We start from the raw sequence: 16,984 nt of genomic DNA, 5'->3' as shown, positions 1-16,984 counted from the left end.
GTATTAGAAACAATTCATTTATTTCCAATGACACTAGCGAGATCATGCGACGTGATTGGAATCTCACTTAAGTTTTCATGGATCTATCGCGCTGAAAATTGAAGCCTCTACCTGTCATAGAATAAAAAGCCGTCAAAACCAGTGGTTCTGACGGCTTTTTATTTTCTATTACACACTCGATTATTGTTGCAGCTTCGCTGTGGCTTCTACTGCTTTGTAGAAGTCCAGCACTCTCTGTTTGAGGTTCGATTAAAACCCTATAAAACATTAAGCCGCAATATTAATTGAGTTGTTCTATATAGCGATTCAGCTCTACCGCATATGTTTTTTGATCAATCGCAGTGTCACCTATTTCTTCATCTAGAAATCCAAGTAGCATTTGTGCACCACCTTCACCATTATTTAACGCTTGCGTCAAGTAATAGGCTGAAAGCACCTTATTTTCAGGTAAACCACAGCCATCATCATACAAACATGATCCTAAATAAAATTGTGCACTAGCCAACCCATCATCAGCAGCCTCTGAGATTAAAGAAAAGCCCCGCTTAACATCCATGACTTTTGGCTCTTTCAGAAGGATTACCCCTAAAAGCTCTTTACTATGAACATCATCCACTTCGATAGCTTTGATCAATAAAGACTTTGCTCCTTGCACATCACCTTGTTCATAAAATTTATTTGCTTCGCTGTACAACTGCTCTGGAGCTTCTCGGTTCTTAGTTAAGAGGCTTTCTGTCGTTTTAGTTGCCTCAAACTTTGACGTAGTATCGTTACATGCCGTAACAAGGAGCACTACGAATAAAACGTTAACAATTCTCATGTTATGCCCATGTACATTTGATAAACAAGACTGCTGTCGAGTATGAATCGTCATACTGACCGCTTACAATTTGAAACTTTGTATTGATCGGAGCTTTAGCACTAGCTTCACACATATTGGCAATTTGACCACGAACATAAGCACTCGAATCAAAGTTATACTTGTCTTCTTGAGAAATTATACTTGCTAATGAAACTCTAGATAGTTGAGGAGCTTTCCCATATTCCCTTTCGACTTTCAAATACTTCACATTAACAATCAAAATGCAGCCAGATGATTCTAGATTTGCATTGTGTACTCGATTAGCTAGTACTCTAACGTTTTGTCGGATAATATCAAAGAGAAGCATAGCTCTGCCTTTCTGTAATACCATCCCTAAGGCCATGGCCCTTCCACTATTTGCTTTCATTGCAGTAGAAGCTAGAGTTGACGACTGTATTGGAGCTAGAGACGAAAATTTACGTGAAGGAATAACAGCTTTATTTTTCCAGTGCATTCGATCTGTTAACATACCAGACTTAACCGCCATGTTGCGATCTATCTGTTCCTTAAGCTTTTGTAACCTTTTCTCACCTGTAATATCATTTGGAAGCTTACGTAATGGTCCCGCAAGAGAAGTATCTTTTATGGTATTAACGGGAATTTTCTCATTATCTAATTTGCTTCTTAGTTCGACACAAGAGCTAAATAGTTTGTCAGCTGGATACATGTAATTAATGTAGTTGATTGATAACGGCGTATCTCTCTCGTGCGTTAGTATAGAAATGTACATAATGATTCTCTCAAAACCATTATTATGAACAGGATTGCATAAAGTTCCAAGCTCTAAGTTGTCCTAGTTGTGAGATATACCCTAATCAATAAAAGTTAATTTATAGTTAGATATTTGTTAGAAACACTCAGCGGTCATTACAAATAAACATTCGTTAACTATATGTGTTGTCACCATTACATGTAAGATTATTAAAAATAAAGGCTAACCAGTTGGTTAGCCTTTATTGATATTACTGCTACAATTTTGCTTTGGCTTTTACGCGGACTTTAACTAACACATCACCATCGACCAACCTAAGGTCGAATATTGGTGAATGTCGCGGTGGTGACTCCATCACTTTGTGACGACAACGATTTTACGTCTGCGCTAAAGTAATACGGATTAAGTGGCATTTTATTCTCTGCTGGTCGCGCGTAGTAAAGCTTGGCGGGCTGTTTTGCCATTTGTTGCGCGTACAAATACCCGACAAACGCATGTTCAAACTGGTGGTAACCATTTCCCCAATGGAACGCTTTGGTTGATTTAGGACTCAGACCGACTCCTCCATATTGATGATCCACCCATACGTCCATAAAAGTGGGTAACGTGTATTGAAGCGTTTCTTTCATCGAACCATCGACAAGAGAAACTGTCATTGCCGCTTGATCGAGCTCTGCCCATTCCCAAGACGAGCTATAGTGCTTGTATGGTCTTGATTGCCAAGCAGGAATGCTCTCTTGCGTCCATTTACTCTGCCATTCTGGTGAGAAAAGCGCTTTGACTTGCTCAAAGTTTTGCTGGTATTGCGCTTGCTTAAGCGTGTGTTTCATTCCTTTGAAACCAAACTCTGTCCAATTGGAATTTTCCAACAACTGACCAGTGAGATACGTCATCCAATACGCTTTGATGGTGTGTCCAAAATCATTGTGTTTCGCATCTGGCATCATTACCGCTTTGTGGTGTATCGCGCCATAAAAGCGCTGCTCTTTGACGGAATGGTAGTTATCTAGCATCACTTGCGTCAGCCATTGCAGATCTTGCTTCCACTTGGCTTGCGCTGGCGCTGGTAAAAGTGGCGTCATTAACAACAGGTAGCCATTAATTTGGTCAAGTTGAGCGACTAACTCTTGCTGCTTCTCACTTTCCCCATCACCATCTTTCAAAACCCACGCCAGACCGCGATCATCGCTTCGTCGGTATTGTTTAAATATAAACGCTTGCTGGTCGATAAGCGCTTGTTCGACCTTTGGATCTTGCGTTAAGTAGTAGTACATCGCCAACCCCACCAAGGCGTAAGCTTGGTCTTGAGAAGTTCGTTGTTGCCACTCCATCCCCGGTTTTCCACTACGCGTAAAGCTCACAAAGCCGCCGTTTTTCTCATCTTGTAGATGATCAATCAGGTAATAAGCCCCTTTCTTTGCCAGCTCTAATGCTTGCTTGTCACCCGTAAGATGAAAAAGTACGCCATAAGCGTAAGTTTGGCGCGATTTCATGCGGGTGTATTCGCGATCGAAGTGCGGGCTAATCCACCCTTTGTTTAATTCTTCACACGGCTTTTGTGGGTCGAGAATGACACCGTTATCACAACGAAATGTCGGAAAATTCCCCGCAGGTTGTCCATGCGCGCTTTCCATCATCCAATATGGGGCTAGGCCATTCGTCACATGGTTTAACCAATCATCCCCCGAAGGCAGGCCTACATCAGCAAAGCTGCTCATGCTCGTCGTTGCGAGCAATAAGGTAAGATATTTAAAAGACATAACACTCAATTAAGTTATTGAATTTTATCCAGTATAAATAACTCCCTTTACGCATATTGTTGTCGTGCTCACAATCGCCTTACGCATTTGTTTGCATCAATCATCTTTCAGCCTTGTTCGATAACTGAGCCGAGAATAAACGCTACTCTGTCTTCGACTGACATTTTGGGCACTTCGATCAATTGATAACCAAACTTGTGGTATGCATCGACCATCTGTTGATACGTGGCGACCGCTTCAGAAAAATCTTGCTTTCGCTCTTCGTCGTTGCTGAATATCGACGTCCACGGTGGAAAAATGAATACTTGAGAATGATAACGAAGCATCTGGCAATGCGTGATGAGCTCATGCGAGATTGGAAGTTGTTCCAACTTACTGTAGCCATATACGTCCACAATACTGCGATCAAAAAACACGTCCCCTTGGTGGGCATTGAAAGCTCGGTAATTGCTCACTTCTGCCTTCATCATTTCGTCTCGAAAAGCTTGTTTGTCATTCCAAGGTAATGCTGAACCGTGATTGGCAACCTGCGTTTGTATTACTTGACGACCAGTTTCTGGCGCGCAGATAAAGCCTTGTGTTTTTAGCTGTTCGATTACCGAAGTTTTCCCTGCACCGGGACCACCAGTGAATACGATGAGTTTATTCAAAATTGTTTCCTTATTTTTTGTTTGAGTGAAGTAATGCGTATACAGCCAAGAAAATGGGCATCATCTGGCGTTTGAAATTGGAATTTGGCATGCTAACGTTAAGCGAGATCGGTAGTGGGAAATTTGGGGAATAGAACTGAGCAGTGAAGAGATTTACAAAGTAAGAACCGAAACGACGTGTTCATCGGTTATGGAAAACGGAGGAATGCTGAGCGAAGCAAGCTCGCCCAAAATAATGGGTTGGGAAGTGGTGCGATTGGTTCTGATGGTTAACGCGTCAATTGGATATCTATATCAAGAAAATGGCACCTAAGCCTAAGAACGCAAAGAAACCGACGACATCGGTAACGGTCGTCAATACTACCGAGCCAGCCACGGCGGGGTCAATGTTAAACTTCTTCAACGTGAATGGTATCAACGTACCCGATGCCGATGCCGCCAAACTATTGAGGAAAATGGCACAGCAAATAATAAGCGCCAATGGCAAAGAGTCAAACACCATGTAAACGACACCCGCGATCACCAATCCCATAATTAAACCATTAATGGTGGCGATTTTTAATTCCTTATTCACCAATAGCTTCAAGTTACTTTGGTGCAAGTGGTTTAGTGCGATACCTCGAATGGCCACCGCTAAGGTTTGGCTACCCGCGATGCCGCCCATACTCGCCACAACGGGCATTAAGATCGCAAGCGCAACGACTTGCTCGACCACATTATCAAAAAGCCCAATGATGGCGGAGGCTACGAAAGCGGTCAGCAAGTTAATCACCAACCAAAGTGCTCTTAGCCTTGTCGCCACGCTTAATGGTGTAAACAAATCTTCTTCGCTTCGTACGTTTTCTGCCACTACAGCTTGTAGGCTGAGTTCACGCAAGGTAATCGCGATGGTCGCCATCGACAAGACGCCCATAATTTTGCCACCAGCCATGATAGGAAACCAATGTGCTCCACCATCAATCGAGACTTGTTTGCTGACGCTTTGAATCGTTTGAATATCTTCTAGAATTGGCGTAACTACGGTCAAGTCGGTAAGTTTGATATGATTTTCGTGCAGCAACAGGGTATGCGGCTCTATCGTACCAATCACACCACTTGCATCACGCACAATAATCAACCGCACAGGACTTTGCCCGCGTTTTAGCAGCTCGGTTTTTATGCCTCCTACGCTGTTTTTAGGGTTTGCGACCAGAAAGTGAGGCTCGGCATAACGTCCAACTTTGTTGTCTTCATACGACAATGCTTGTTGGATATGCGCGACAGACTCTTCACTTTGATCAATAAGGTATTCATCTACAAATTCGGTCGGTAGAAAGTCCGCAAAGATGATCAGTTCTGAATCCGTTATGTACGCCAAGCGTTCATGTTGTAATTCTTTATTGAGTGATTGATGAATGTGCTTGGCGGTGTCGTATCGGAGCAAATTCAATACCGTCCAATACTTCTCAGGCGGCACTGCTTCTATGACACGTTTACGGTAAGCAATGTTGACCGATTCCAAAATGTTCGCAATCTGTGCTTCTTGATAGTCTTTCAAAAAGCTCAAGTCTTCGGTCGATTCTATCGCTTTAATGATCTCAGCAAGCAAATGTGGCACTTTGCGGTTAATTTGCAATTGGTTGGAATCTATCATTACTTTTACCTATAGCTTTCACTACCACATTCGCCGCATTGACGATATGTGCTATCCGAAGGCATGAATTCTTGATGTTAAAATTCTAGGCGATAGTTGACTTAATTGCGGAATTTATATTTCGCTCGCAGAAACAAAACGCCTCTGCATCAGTTCATGGTATAGACTTGAATGTGTGTCAGGCTCATTCGCCTTGTTTGATAATGGAGTAATCAATGGCACCTGTATTTTTTCTGACTCAGCAGGCCGCCTTACCAAGTCGTAAGGTGCTTCGTAAAGTGATTCAATTTTCGACAGCGCTGGCTCAGCCTATTGTAGTTTTAGTGGAAGACCATCGCCGAAGTGAAGATCACGCATTCGCTCATTTTCTCAGTTTCAACTCTGACCATATAGAAAAAAGACAAGCTGAGTTTGAAGCTTGGACCTTAAAGTTCAACGCATTAATTGTCGAACTTTGTGAAGAAGAAGAGCTTGAAACACCAACGCTCTCTTACGAACATTTCAAAGGGAGCCATTGGGTTGAGCAAGTTGCGAAACGACTTGTTGACCACACTGACTTACTGCTCGTGGGACACTTTAACAAACACGAGATTCAAACGATGCTAACAGAACTAGCACAACAAGATTGCGACTTGTTGCTACTGAGTGAGCGGTCATGGCCTTCTCACGCCAACATGCTTTGTGCAATCGACCCACTTCATCGAGGGGATGAAAAGTCGATAGTAGATAAAGCCATCGTCTCGCGAGGCTCAAAATTAGAACAAACCTTAAGCGGGAAAATGACGCTCGTTTACTGCCGATACGTCGCGCCATACCTCTCTCGCTATCGTGCAGAGATATTAAGCAATCAAAAAGCAGGCATTACAGATTTTATTAGTGCGCAAAAGTTAACGCGAGTTCCATTACTATTACCGGAAGGAAACCCTGAAACGGCGTTACCAAAAGCAGTTAAGCAATCACAAGCAGCGATTTTGATTATGGGGGCATGTAAACGAAGCATGTCATCTCAATTTTGGTCTGGCAGCACTGTAGACACGTTACTTGATCAACCACCTTGTGACCTACTGTTGGTCAACAGTTCCAAGGGCTGACTAGGTATTCCCTATTAACCAACCCTTTCAATACCAAGCGCAGTTATTGGCTCTTTACATCTTCTAACTGCGCGGCTTCATGCTCTGCGTTCAAGGCTTGTTTCTGCTGCTGTTTTATCTCATCCCAACTGCGTCCCGACTCAATCGCAGATACACGCTGATCGTATTTGTTGCAGGCTCTTTCGAGTACTTTCTCAGGATCTATGCCCTTTTCTCTTTCCAGCGCTTTTAATACGTTAAGATAGTTCCACAACACATCGCCTAACTCGTCTTCCAAATGACAAAGGCGATCCTCACGAATCTCTTCGCGGACTTCATCAACTTCTTTGCCAATGGCCTCCAGATAAGTCTCTACGCCTTTAAACCAAGTGTTGGTTTGGTCATATTGAGATTTTCTCGTCGCAATTGCATACAGCTCATCAAATTTCTTCATTGCCTCTCCGTAGAACACGTTTTTATTTATGCCTTTTTAGGACGAATAAACTTCCCTTTAGCCGTCACTCTAACTTCGCTTTCGACCCGCAATTGAGCCACCAGTTGATATATACCGCGTCGTTCACCTTCACAGTGTGCAGTAATCGTGACTCGATCATCTAACTGAATAGGTGCATGGTAGCGCACATCCAACTGCGCCGTAAGGGCTTGAATGTCTCTAGATAACAAACAATGCGTCATTGCACCATCGAGAAGCGAACTGGCAATACCACCATGCAACAGGTCTGTGTAACCTTGATGACGCGATAAAACGTGAAACTCTCCGACAACAGAACCATCGGCTAGGTATTGGTAGTTCACGGCCAAAGAGTTCGGATTCACATTAATTGAAGAACAAACCGCACATTGATGATGAGATTCGTGAGTGTAATGACAATAGCTGTTTGTAGACATGATAGTTACTCGGTTTCTCAAAAGAGTAATTAGCATATGCCAACAATTAAAAAGAAACGGCGAGTAATCTTTGTTTGCATGTTGCAGGGCCAGCAACCTCGCTTTTCATAACACTAAATAATCATTTTAATAATTAACGATAATTTCCAGTTTATTTAGAGTGGCGATATGGTTTGCATAGTGATTACGCAACGTTATAAAAAGGCGACTTATGAAGTTTCTCCACACGATGATCCGTGTAGCTGACCTAGACAAATCTATCGAATTTTATACAAAAGTTCTGGGAATGAGTGTTTTGGATCGTTTTGAAAACCAAGAATACCGTTACTCACTGGTGTTTGTTGGTAACCCTGATCAACCAGATGGCGCGACCATCGAGCTAACTTATAACTGGGATACCGACAGTTACGACTTGGGTAACGCATTCGGACACATGGCACTGGGGTCTGAAGATATTTACGCCGCTTGCGAAAAAATTAAAGCGCTTGGTGGCAACGTTACTCGCGAGCCAGGTCCAATGAAAGGCGGAGAAACTCACATCGCGTTCATTAAAGATCCCGATGGTTACCAAATCGAGCTCATCCAAACTCAAAAATAACGAGGTTTCCTATGACAGACGCATTATTTCAACCCATTCAACTTGGCTCTCTCTCATTAAAAAACCGTATCGTTATGCCTCCGATGACGCGTTCTCGTGCTTCTCAACCAGGTAATATCGCTAACGACATGATGGCGACCTACTATGCTCAACGTGCTGAAGCGGGCCTAATCGTTGCTGAAGGCACACAAATTTCGCCAATGGGTCAAGGCTATGCATGGACACCAGGCATTTACAGCCCAGAGCAAATTGCTGGCTGGAAAAAAGTAACTAATGCGGTGCACGAGAAAGGCGGCGTTATCTTCGCGCAATTATGGCACGTTGGTCGCGTGACTCACCCTGATAACATTGGCGGTGAGCAACCTATTTCTTCTTCTGAGCTAAAAGCAGAAAACGTGAAAGTATTTGTCGATAACGGCACAGACGAACCGGGTTTTGTCGACGTGGTTGTGCCACGTGAAATGACCAGACAAGACATCAAGAACGTTATTGAAGAGTACCGCCAAGCCGCACTAAACGCGATAGAAGCCGGATTCGATGGTATCGAGCTTCATGCAGCGAATGGCTACTTGGTTAACCAGTTTATCGATTCTGAAGCGAATAACCGCACCGATGAATACGGTGGCTCTATTGAAAACCGTCTGCGTTTTCTTGGTGAAGTGATAGAAGCGATGACGCAAGCTATTGGCGCTGAGCGTGTTGGTGTTCGTCTTGCACCATTCACTTCGTTAAATGGCACCGTTGATAGTACGCCAGTCGAAACCTACACCGCCGCTGCAGCGCTGCTTGATAAACTCAATGTGGTTTACATTCACATTGCAGAAGTAGATTGGGACGACGCGCCAGACACTCCGCACAACTTTAAAACCGCAGTTCGTGAGGCGTACAAAGGTACACTGATTTATGCCGGTCGTTACAACGCAGAAAAGGCGCAACACGCGATTGAAAGTGGTTTAGCTGACATGATTGGCTTTGGCCGTCCGTTTGTTGCAAACCCAGACTTACCAAGCCGCATCAAGCATGGCTATCCACTGGCAGAACATGACCCTGCCACATTGTTCGGCGGCGGTGAAAAAGGCTTAGTGGACTACCCTGCGTACCACGCGGGTTAATTCATCTACGTAAAGCTGATTCGCAACTCGCGACAAACCAATAGCTTGCCCAAAAGAACCTTGCTCTTCCCCCTGTGACGCCAAGATGCAGGGTTCTTTTTAGGCAAGCCACCAGAATTAACGTCTTTGACAAGATGTACAACCTCGACACGCAGAGCGCGTCTTTTTACTGAGCAAACTGCGTTGTACTTTACAGTAAGCATTCTTTAAAGCACGACGACCTGAAAACCAATCATCCGGTTTAGTGAGGATTAAGTAGCCGTGAAACCTCTTAACCAACTCGGTTCGATTGTTTTCGATAAATCGGCTATCAAACTCGATGTCGAAGTAATTCAAAGCCTCTTCGATACAAGTAAAGCTGGCAATTGTTTCCTGAATCGTATTCTTTGTCATCGTTTCTTTAGCGTAATCATTTTCAATGAAGTCTAAGTGCCTCGCGCTTTACGTTCTTTGATTTAGCGCTTCTTAAGATCATTCTTTATGGGGTTTCCATATTGAAATTCAATTTGGGAATTCGTTAACCCACCTAGCATTTTCATTTTGAAAATCACTTTAAAGCACTAATTTAAATAAACATTATTTCTGGTTCATATTTTGCTCTACTTCATTAAACGGAATGTTGGAGCAACACGATATGACTTACAGAGCAGAAGTAGACGGATTAAGGGCGATTGCTGTCACGTTGGTGATTTTGTTTCATGCAGGAGTTGAGCAATTCGCTGGTGGCTTTATTGGCGTCGACGTATTTTTTGTGATCAGCGGCTATTTGATCACTACCATCGTGATTAACGACTTAGAAAACCAGAAGTTCAGCCTTGGTGATTTTTATGAGCGACGCATTCGTCGCATACTCCCCCTCTTACTGGTGGTGATCGCCGTCAGCTATTTGATGTCTTGGTGGCTCTTTTTGCCGCAAGCACACAAAGACGTTGGTCAATTTGCGGTGTCTTCCATTCTTTCGGCATCCAACATTCTTCTGTATTTGAAAGGCCACAATTACTTCGGTTTAGAAGATCAAGCCAACCCGCTGTTCCACACATGGAGCTTGGGCGTTGAAGAACAGTACTACATTGTCATTCCTTTGCTACTCATGCTACTCGCTCGTGGTAAAAACGCGTTTTACCTGACTTTTTTCATCGCGGTATTTGCGCTGAGTTTGATGACTATTGTCTATACGAGCAACGATCCTGATTTCGCCTTCTACATGATCTTCTCTCGTGCTTGGGAACTGGCAACCGGTTCATTACTCGCATTAGTGATGAGAAAAGTCCAAGTTCAATCTAACGATACTCTAGCAACCATTGGCATCGTTTTGATATTGGCTTCCGCGCTTTTGTTTGAAAAATCGCAAGATGGCGCGGGCATTATGCTGCTGGTGCCGGTCATCGGTAGCGCGTTGGTGATTTTGTTTGCCTCTAAAGACAATGTCTGCGGTAGATTACTGAGCCTAAAGTGGGTCGTGTTCGTCGGCTTAATCAGCTACAGCTTATACTTGTGGCACATTCCATTATTTGTCTTTTACCGCTACGTGTTGGACACAACACAAGACATCAATATCCCACTTTACGTTGTCACTCTTTTTGTACTTTCTTACTTCACTTGGCGCTTTATTGAAAAGCCGTTCCGTAGCCGAAAAGCCATGAGCATGCGCACTGTGTCCGCGGTTATTGTGTTGTTGACGTTGCCCTTGCTAACGCTCGGCGTTATCGGTCATCAAAACGGTGGTTTTCCAGAAAGAAGCGCATTTTTCGAGGCCATGCGAGTTAACAACGGTTATGGTTTAGATTGCAACGGCAACACCAACGTTAACGATGTGTGCTCGTCTGCGCCGCAGCCCGCCATCGCTGTGTTAGGCAATAGTCACAGCATGGTTTACGTGAAGCGTCTATCCGAAGTAACACCAACTGGCGTGGTGCAACTTACTCAAGATTCCTGTGCGGTCGGTTATGTCGACATCCTAGAAGCTGCTGGCTCAATTTCTTGCCGACAGTTCTTCAATGAGGCTGTCGATACAATTCTAAGTACCCCTTCCATTCGTCGCGTTGTTATCTCTTCTAATTTCAATAAAGAGCTTTCACAAGCCGATTATGAAGCATCATTAACCAAATTATTGAATGAACTGAAAGGAAAGGAAGTGGTCGTTTTCGGTCCAACCCCTTCTGCACCGTTTGCGGTAGGAGAATGCCTTTGGAAAGCGCGTTTGTTTGGCGAGACAGAAGAGTCTGCCTGCGACTTTTCTCCCAAACAACATCACCCTCAAAACGTGGCGAAGTTAGTGAACTACTTTGAGCAATTTGAGCACGTTGAGTTTGTCGACTTGACCGATGCCATTTGCAGAAATGGCGTATGTCGAATGAGAGTTGGAGCAAACAATGCGATGTATACGGATGACAGCCATTTATCTTACAAAGGTGCTGAGTTGGTGCTTGGGCATTACCACAACAGTACAAATGAAGCGCAACAGTTCACTTACGACCGACATTAACCAAGGGAATAAACTTTTATGCTTCAGCGCTTATCTCAGGTAAGCGCTGAATGCTTTAAAGCAAGACAAAGCCAGCGCGTCTATTTGAAAATTCGCGGATCAAACGCGAAATCGAGCTTTTCGGCTTTCTTGATGATCTCTTTCATTTTGGGATGATTTGGATTCACCACATAGTTTTTATCACGAGGTGAAATCGTTGAAGGCACTTGCAGCGCGGCAAACTCTGGATGAGGATCATTGAGAAACTGATCACCAATGTACTGCGTAGACTCGCTCGCCGGTATTGCTCGCCACGTCACAGGGAGATCTTCTTCATCTAAGGTGGCGATGAGGTATTCTGGCATTTCAATACGATATAAATCGTAAAGTTTGGTGATAGCAGGATCGTTGTTTACGTGAACAAATACTTCCAACGAGCAAAGGGATTCCGATTCAGAGAAGTAGAGGGCTTCGGTTCCTTTTGAATTCCATCGCCCTCCAAACAACTTTGCGCCAACGGGGCTGAATGGCGTGTCAGCGAATTTCTTTTGTGTGAGACGATAGAGCTTCATATTACGAGAATACCCCGTGCTCTAAACGGCCGATCAAATCTTTTACGATTTCAAAATCCACCGTGGTCGAGACCATATCAAGTGGACGTTTTCCACCTAAGCCGTACACATTCTCTCTCATCCATTTTAACGCGCGCTCTTCGTCGTCAAACAGTTCTGTCGCGAGTTTCAATAACATCGCTAATCGATAGATTGCATCACTTTCTTGCGTATTGAAGCGTTCATCGTTTTTTAGACGACGCTTAACCGTGCTGACAGGTATCAATGTGACGTTTTGAAACTCACTCTGAGAAAGCTTCACACGCTCAACAATATTGCGATACACCTTTGGCTCAAAGCCTTTGTGAACCGCATCAGTGCGACCTGTTTCAGCGTCTTCAATACCCAACATAAACCAGAAATTGGCTTTATGAGGTTGTTTCGGTTTGAAGCTTTTTAATGCTGCAGTTGCCATATCAAGCTCCTATGGTTCATATGGTCCATTTATTATGGTTCAAATGAGCTTAACTTTCAATCAAAGTAACAATCAAAGTAAAAAGATAGGTAAAGAAAAAGGCGAGCTTTTCGCCCGCCTCTCTTACTTATTCATCAACTTTGTTTACGCATCTATCGATGAACATCGTTTCACTTATTGCAAGTCAAAACGATCCGCGTTCATGACTTTCGTCCATGCGGCGATGAAGTCATGGATGAATTTTTCCTGATTATCATCTTGCGCATACACTTCCGCATACGAACGCAGGATCGAGTTTGAACCAAAGACAAGATCCACTCGAGTAGCCGTCCACTTCACAGCGTCGGTTTTACGATCACGGATTTCATATTGATTAGCACTCACTGGTTTCCACGTATATGCCATGTCAGTAAGGTTCACGAAGAAATCATTCGACAAAGTGCCGACTCGGTCAGTAAATACGCCCTCTTTTCCACCGCCGTAGTTACTGCCTAGAACGCGCATACCACCGATAAGTACCGTCATTTCTGGCGCCGTTAGTCCCATAAGCTGAGCACGATCTAATAAAAGCTCTTCTGGCTTAACCGCGTAGTCTTTCTTCAACCAATTCCGGAAACCGTCAGCAACAGGCTCAAGTACTTCGAATGATTCAACATCCGTCATCTCTTGGGTGGCATCACCTCGGCCTGGCGCGAATGGCACAGATACACCATGACCTGCGGCACGCGCAGCCAGTTCAATACCTACGTTACCAGCAAGCACGATAGCATCTGCAACACTACAGCCCTCTTCTGCTGCTATTTTTTCTAGCACAGCAAGAACACGGCTTAGACGTTCAGGTTCGTTCCCTTGCCAATCTTTTTGCGGAGCCAAGCGAATTCTCGCGCCATTTGCACCGCCTCGGCGGTCAGAGCCACGGTAAGTACGCGCACTATCCCACGCCGTACTTACTAACTCACTAATGGATAGGCCACTTGCTTCGATTTTTGTTTTTACTAAATCAACATCGTAGTCTGCCTTACCTGCGGGCGTTGGGTCTTGCCAAATAAGATCTTCGCTTGGCACATCAGGGCCGAAATAACATGATTTTGGTCCTAGATCGCGGTGTGTCAACTTAAACCAGGCACGAGCAAAAACGTCATCAAAGTACGCAGGGTCATTTTGGAACTTTTCTGCAATCTTACGATATTCAGGGTCCATTTTGAGCGCCATATCGGCGTCGGTCATGATTGGATTGTAGCGCTTAGAACCGTCTTCAACATCGACAGGCTTGTCTTCTTCTTCAATGTCGATTGGCTCCCATTGCCATGCACCTGCTGGGCTCTTTTTCAGTTCCCAGTCATACTTAAATAGTAGGTGGAAGTATCCGTAGTCCCATTGTGTAGGGTGTGTTGTCCAAGCACCTTCAATGCCACTCGTTACCGTGTCACGACCAATACCACGTGTTTTGTGATTAATCCAGCCAAGACCTTGCTCATGAACGTCTGCTGCTTCGGGCTCTGGGCCAAGGTTTGCGGCATCACCATTACCATGACACTTACCCACCGTGTGACCACCAGCTGTGAGCGCGACGGTTTCTTCATCGTTCATTGCCATTCGCGCAAAGGTCACTCGCATGTCATGTGCTGTTTTGAGAGGATCTGGGTTACCGTCTACCCCTTCAGGGTTCACATAGATAAGACCCATCATTACTGCAGCAAGCGGGTTTTCTAAATCTCGCTCACCAGAGTAGCGGCTGTTATCAGCGTCACTTGTGGCTAACCATTCTTGCTCAGAGCCCCAGTAAGTGTCTTTTTCTGGGTGCCAAATGTCCTCTCGTCCAAACGCAAAGCCAAAGGTCTTAAAACCCATGGATTCGTACGCCATGTTACCGGCAAGGACAATCAGGTCTGCCCAACTTAGTTTGTTGCCATATTTTTTCTTGATTGGCCATAAAAGGCGTCGAGCCTTATCGAGGTTGGCGTTATCTGGCCAAGAGTTGAGAGGAGCAAAGCGTTGGTTGCCTGTAGCAGCACCGCCACGGCCATCCGCAATACGATAACTGCCCGCTGCATGCCATGCCATTCGGATCATTAAACCACCGTAGTGTCCCCAGTCGGCAGGCCACCAGTCTTGGCTATCAGTCATTAAATCTTTTAAATCTTTTTTAAGTGCTTCGACATCTAGCTTTTTCAGTTCTTCTTTGTAATTAAAGTCCTGACCAAATGGGTTGGTTTTGGAGTCGTGTTGATGCAGGATGTCTAAGTTCAAGGCATTCGGCCACCAATCCATCACCGACTTATCTGTAGATGTTTGCCCACCATGCATAACTGGACATTTACCTACCGAACCGCCGTTTGCTTTGCTCATATAATGCTCCTTCGTGTCGTGGTTGTGGTAACCACTCTTTGTTATTCAATAAATCGAATATCCACCTCAAACAGCGTAGTCCATACACTGTTTTTTTAGTTAACGCCAAGTCAAAATTTCAAACATTTCAGCGAATAAATAATTGTTATCAAACATGTACCTATATGTAGAAAATATGGATAGAGATCAGTTTAAGTCCATACCTGAATACTTAATCCCAGACAGCCTCGCCATGTTGTGATCCCAGGTCGCTAAATCATGATGACTAAATTCATTCAGAGCGTGATGACCACACGCCCTCGCCATGACTTGCATGAGCTCGACCGAGGATTCGAAGAAATTTTTCAGTTGCTGGGATGACTTTTCAACGTCGAGACGCTGCCTCAAATCGGCATTTTGTGTCGCAATGCCTGCCGGGCAATTATTGGTGTTGCAGATGCGAGCCGCGACACAACCGATCGATTGCATCGCACTGTTTGCTATCGCTACTCCGTCTGCTCCAAGTGCCAACGCTTTGACAAAATCCGTAGGAACTCGCAACCCACCGGTGATGATTAATGTGACACGGTCACTTACGCCTTTTTCATCTAAGTACTTACGTGCACGAGCTAACGCAGGGATGGTGGGTACACTAATATGATCACGGAACATAGTTGGCGCCGCACCCGTGCCACCACCGCGACCATCTAAGATGATGTAATCAGCCCCAGCATCAAGCGCAAACTGAATGTCTTGCTCAATATGGTTGGCACTGAGTTTAAATCCAATTGGAATACCGCCTGTGATGCCACGAACTCTGTCAGCAAACTTTCTGAAATCGTGAGTAGTGTGAAGATCTTTGAACGTTGGTGGTGATATCGCTGGTTGTCCCTCGGGGATGCCTCTCACCTGAGAGATCTTACCTACATTTTTATTTGCAGGCAGATGACCACCCGTGCCCGTTTTTGCTCCTTGCCCGCCTTTGAAGTGAAACGCCTGAACATTAAGAAGCTTAGATTCGTCGTAGCCAAATTGAGCACTAGCAAGCTCATAGAAATACCGTGAATTGGCGGCTTGCTCTTCCGGTAACATGCCACCCTCACCAGAGCAAATCCCAGTCCCTGCCAACTCTGCACCTTTTGCTAGTGCAATTTTCGCCTCTTCAGAAAGTGCGCCAAAACTCATGTCCGACACCAACAAAGGAATGGCGAGTCTGAGCGGCTTACGCGCGTTTGGTCCCACAATCAACTCGGTAGACACAGGAACGTCTTCCAACAACGGTTGTGTCGCCATTTGCGCCACCATGATTTGTATAGCATCCCAATGTGGTAGCAAATGCCTAGGAACCCCCATTGCAGCCATCGGACCATGATGACCGAGTTTAGAGAGTCCTTCTCTCGCTAATTGGTGGATAAACTCGAGGGTTGGTTCTTCTTGAGTAGCAGACGCTGTTGGTTTGTCTCTTTTCTCTCGCTTTTGTTCCGGTCCCTCTTTACCGACTTGCTCTGCGGTAAATCGCTTGTGTGTACCATCACAAAAAGGAGCATTGGCGGTATGCTTACATTGGCAGAGATAGGCATCTTCGTCTTTTTCCGCACTAAAGCTCATTGGCTTTAAGCCGGTTCCCGAATGAGACCCATCGCAGTAAGGTTGTTTTTTAGAACGCCCACATCGGCAGAAGTAATATTCTTGCCCAGCTTTCAACTCTACTTTGATCGGCTTGTTATCAGCGATGATTGGCTTGCTCATGTTGCCCCCTATTTATTATTGTTAACCATGCTTTCTCGCTGGCTTGCAATAAGCGTAGAACAGGAGCGTAAAGAGCGTCAGTGTCGCCGAGTAAAATGCGCGATTGTCGCC

16 protein-coding genes are annotated in these 16,984 nt (G+C 44.7%); 4 read left to right on the top strand and 12 right to left on the bottom strand.

What is annotated here, in order from left to right; translation table 11 throughout:
• Positions 1-280 precede the first annotated feature (280 nt).
• The 5 genes from R7Q41_RS08060 to R7Q41_RS08040 all read right to left on the bottom strand — a co-directional run bounded on the left by R7Q41_RS08060 (position 281) and on the right by R7Q41_RS08040 (position 5,617).
• Positions 281-820: a tetratricopeptide repeat protein gene (locus R7Q41_RS08060; RefSeq protein ID WP_064354738.1), complete on the bottom strand. Its 540-nt coding sequence runs from the start codon at positions 818-820 to the stop codon at positions 281-283.
• Position 821: 1 nt separating this feature from the next.
• Positions 822-1,592 carry a hypothetical protein gene (locus R7Q41_RS08055; RefSeq protein WP_258510393.1) on the bottom strand — a complete coding sequence of 257 codons (771 nt, stop codon included), beginning with the start codon at positions 1,590-1,592 and terminating at the stop codon, positions 822-824.
• A 296-nt stretch (positions 1,593-1,888) separates the two neighbouring features.
• A complete protein-coding gene (locus R7Q41_RS08050) occupies positions 1,889-3,334 on the bottom strand; it encodes an AGE family epimerase/isomerase (RefSeq protein WP_054576020.1) in 1,446 nt (481 codons plus the stop codon).
• Positions 3,335-3,441: 107 nt separating this feature from the next.
• The gene (locus R7Q41_RS08045) at positions 3,442-3,984 is read right to left on the bottom strand and encodes an AAA family ATPase (RefSeq protein ID WP_318144457.1); all 543 of its coding nucleotides are present in this window, start codon (positions 3,982-3,984) and stop codon (positions 3,442-3,444) included.
• Between the two features lie 289 nt (positions 3,985-4,273).
• A complete protein-coding gene (locus R7Q41_RS08040) occupies positions 4,274-5,617 on the bottom strand; it encodes a magnesium transporter (RefSeq protein WP_318144456.1) in 1,344 nt (447 codons plus the stop codon).
• Between the two features lie 215 nt (positions 5,618-5,832).
• Here R7Q41_RS08040 and R7Q41_RS08035 point away from each other — a divergent pair, with 215 nt between their 5' ends.
• Positions 5,833-6,708, top strand: a complete 876-nt coding sequence (locus R7Q41_RS08035; protein ID WP_025767825.1) for a universal stress protein — start codon at positions 5,833-5,835, stop codon at positions 6,706-6,708.
• A gap of 43 nt (positions 6,709-6,751) precedes the next feature.
• Here the strand turns inward: R7Q41_RS08035 and R7Q41_RS08030 are convergent, their stop codons facing one another.
• On the bottom strand, positions 6,752-7,141 hold the full coding sequence (locus tag R7Q41_RS08030) for a MazG nucleotide pyrophosphohydrolase domain-containing protein (RefSeq protein WP_005376487.1): 390 nt from the start codon (positions 7,139-7,141) through the stop codon (positions 6,752-6,754).
• A gap of 26 nt (positions 7,142-7,167) precedes the next feature.
• On the bottom strand, positions 7,168-7,596 hold the full coding sequence (locus tag R7Q41_RS08025) for a PaaI family thioesterase (RefSeq protein WP_054702670.1): 429 nt from the start codon (positions 7,594-7,596) through the stop codon (positions 7,168-7,170).
• 211 nt (positions 7,597-7,807) lie between these two features.
• On the opposite strand from R7Q41_RS08025, the gene gloA reads away from it, so the two are divergent.
• Together gloA and R7Q41_RS08015 are read left to right on the top strand one after the other, a co-directional pair.
• Positions 7,808-8,194, top strand: a complete 387-nt coding sequence (gloA, locus tag R7Q41_RS08020; protein WP_005376490.1) for a lactoylglutathione lyase — start codon at positions 7,808-7,810, stop codon at positions 8,192-8,194.
• Between the two features lie 11 nt (positions 8,195-8,205).
• The gene (locus R7Q41_RS08015; protein ID WP_054576024.1) at positions 8,206-9,306 is read left to right on the top strand and encodes an alkene reductase; all 1,101 of its coding nucleotides are present in this window, start codon (positions 8,206-8,208) and stop codon (positions 9,304-9,306) included.
• A 117-nt stretch (positions 9,307-9,423) separates the two neighbouring features.
• Here the strand turns inward: R7Q41_RS08015 and R7Q41_RS08010 are convergent, their stop codons facing one another.
• Positions 9,424-9,699: a nitrogenase-stabilizing/protective protein NifW gene (locus R7Q41_RS08010; protein WP_054576025.1), complete on the bottom strand. Its 276-nt coding sequence runs from the start codon at positions 9,697-9,699 to the stop codon at positions 9,424-9,426.
• Positions 9,700-9,940: 241 nt separating this feature from the next.
• Here R7Q41_RS08010 and R7Q41_RS08005 point away from each other — a divergent pair, with 241 nt between their 5' ends.
• Positions 9,941-11,791, top strand: a complete 1,851-nt coding sequence (locus tag R7Q41_RS08005; RefSeq protein WP_258510391.1) for an acyltransferase family protein — start codon at positions 9,941-9,943, stop codon at positions 11,789-11,791.
• A gap of 80 nt (positions 11,792-11,871) precedes the next feature.
• On the opposite strand, the gene R7Q41_RS08000 is transcribed toward R7Q41_RS08005, so the two are convergent.
• The 4 genes from R7Q41_RS08000 to R7Q41_RS07985 all read right to left on the bottom strand — a co-directional run bounded on the left by R7Q41_RS08000 (position 11,872) and on the right by R7Q41_RS07985 (position 16,873).
• Positions 11,872-12,342, bottom strand: coding sequence for an RES family NAD+ phosphorylase (locus tag R7Q41_RS08000; protein ID WP_005376497.1), 471 nt, complete (start codon positions 12,340-12,342; stop codon positions 11,872-11,874).
• Between the two features lies 1 nt (position 12,343).
• The gene (locus R7Q41_RS07995; protein WP_005376498.1) at positions 12,344-12,796 is read right to left on the bottom strand and encodes an antitoxin Xre/MbcA/ParS toxin-binding domain-containing protein; all 453 of its coding nucleotides are present in this window, start codon (positions 12,794-12,796) and stop codon (positions 12,344-12,346) included.
• Between the two features lie 174 nt (positions 12,797-12,970).
• Positions 12,971-15,145 carry a catalase/peroxidase HPI gene (gene katG, locus R7Q41_RS07990; protein ID WP_206958812.1) on the bottom strand — a complete coding sequence of 725 codons (2,175 nt, stop codon included), beginning with the start codon at positions 15,143-15,145 and terminating at the stop codon, positions 12,971-12,973.
• 186 nt (positions 15,146-15,331) lie between these two features.
• Positions 15,332-16,873 (bottom strand): glutamate synthase-related protein, encoded by a 1,542-nt coding sequence (locus R7Q41_RS07985; RefSeq protein WP_318144455.1) that lies wholly within the window; start codon positions 16,871-16,873, stop codon positions 15,332-15,334.
• Positions 16,874-16,984 lie beyond the last annotated feature (111 nt).

Source organism: Vibrio sp. 2096, assembly GCF_033339595.1.
GTDB lineage: Bacteria > Pseudomonadota > Gammaproteobacteria > Enterobacterales > Vibrionaceae > Vibrio > Vibrio alginolyticus.
This window is presented reverse-complemented; position numbering and strand designations above follow the sequence as displayed.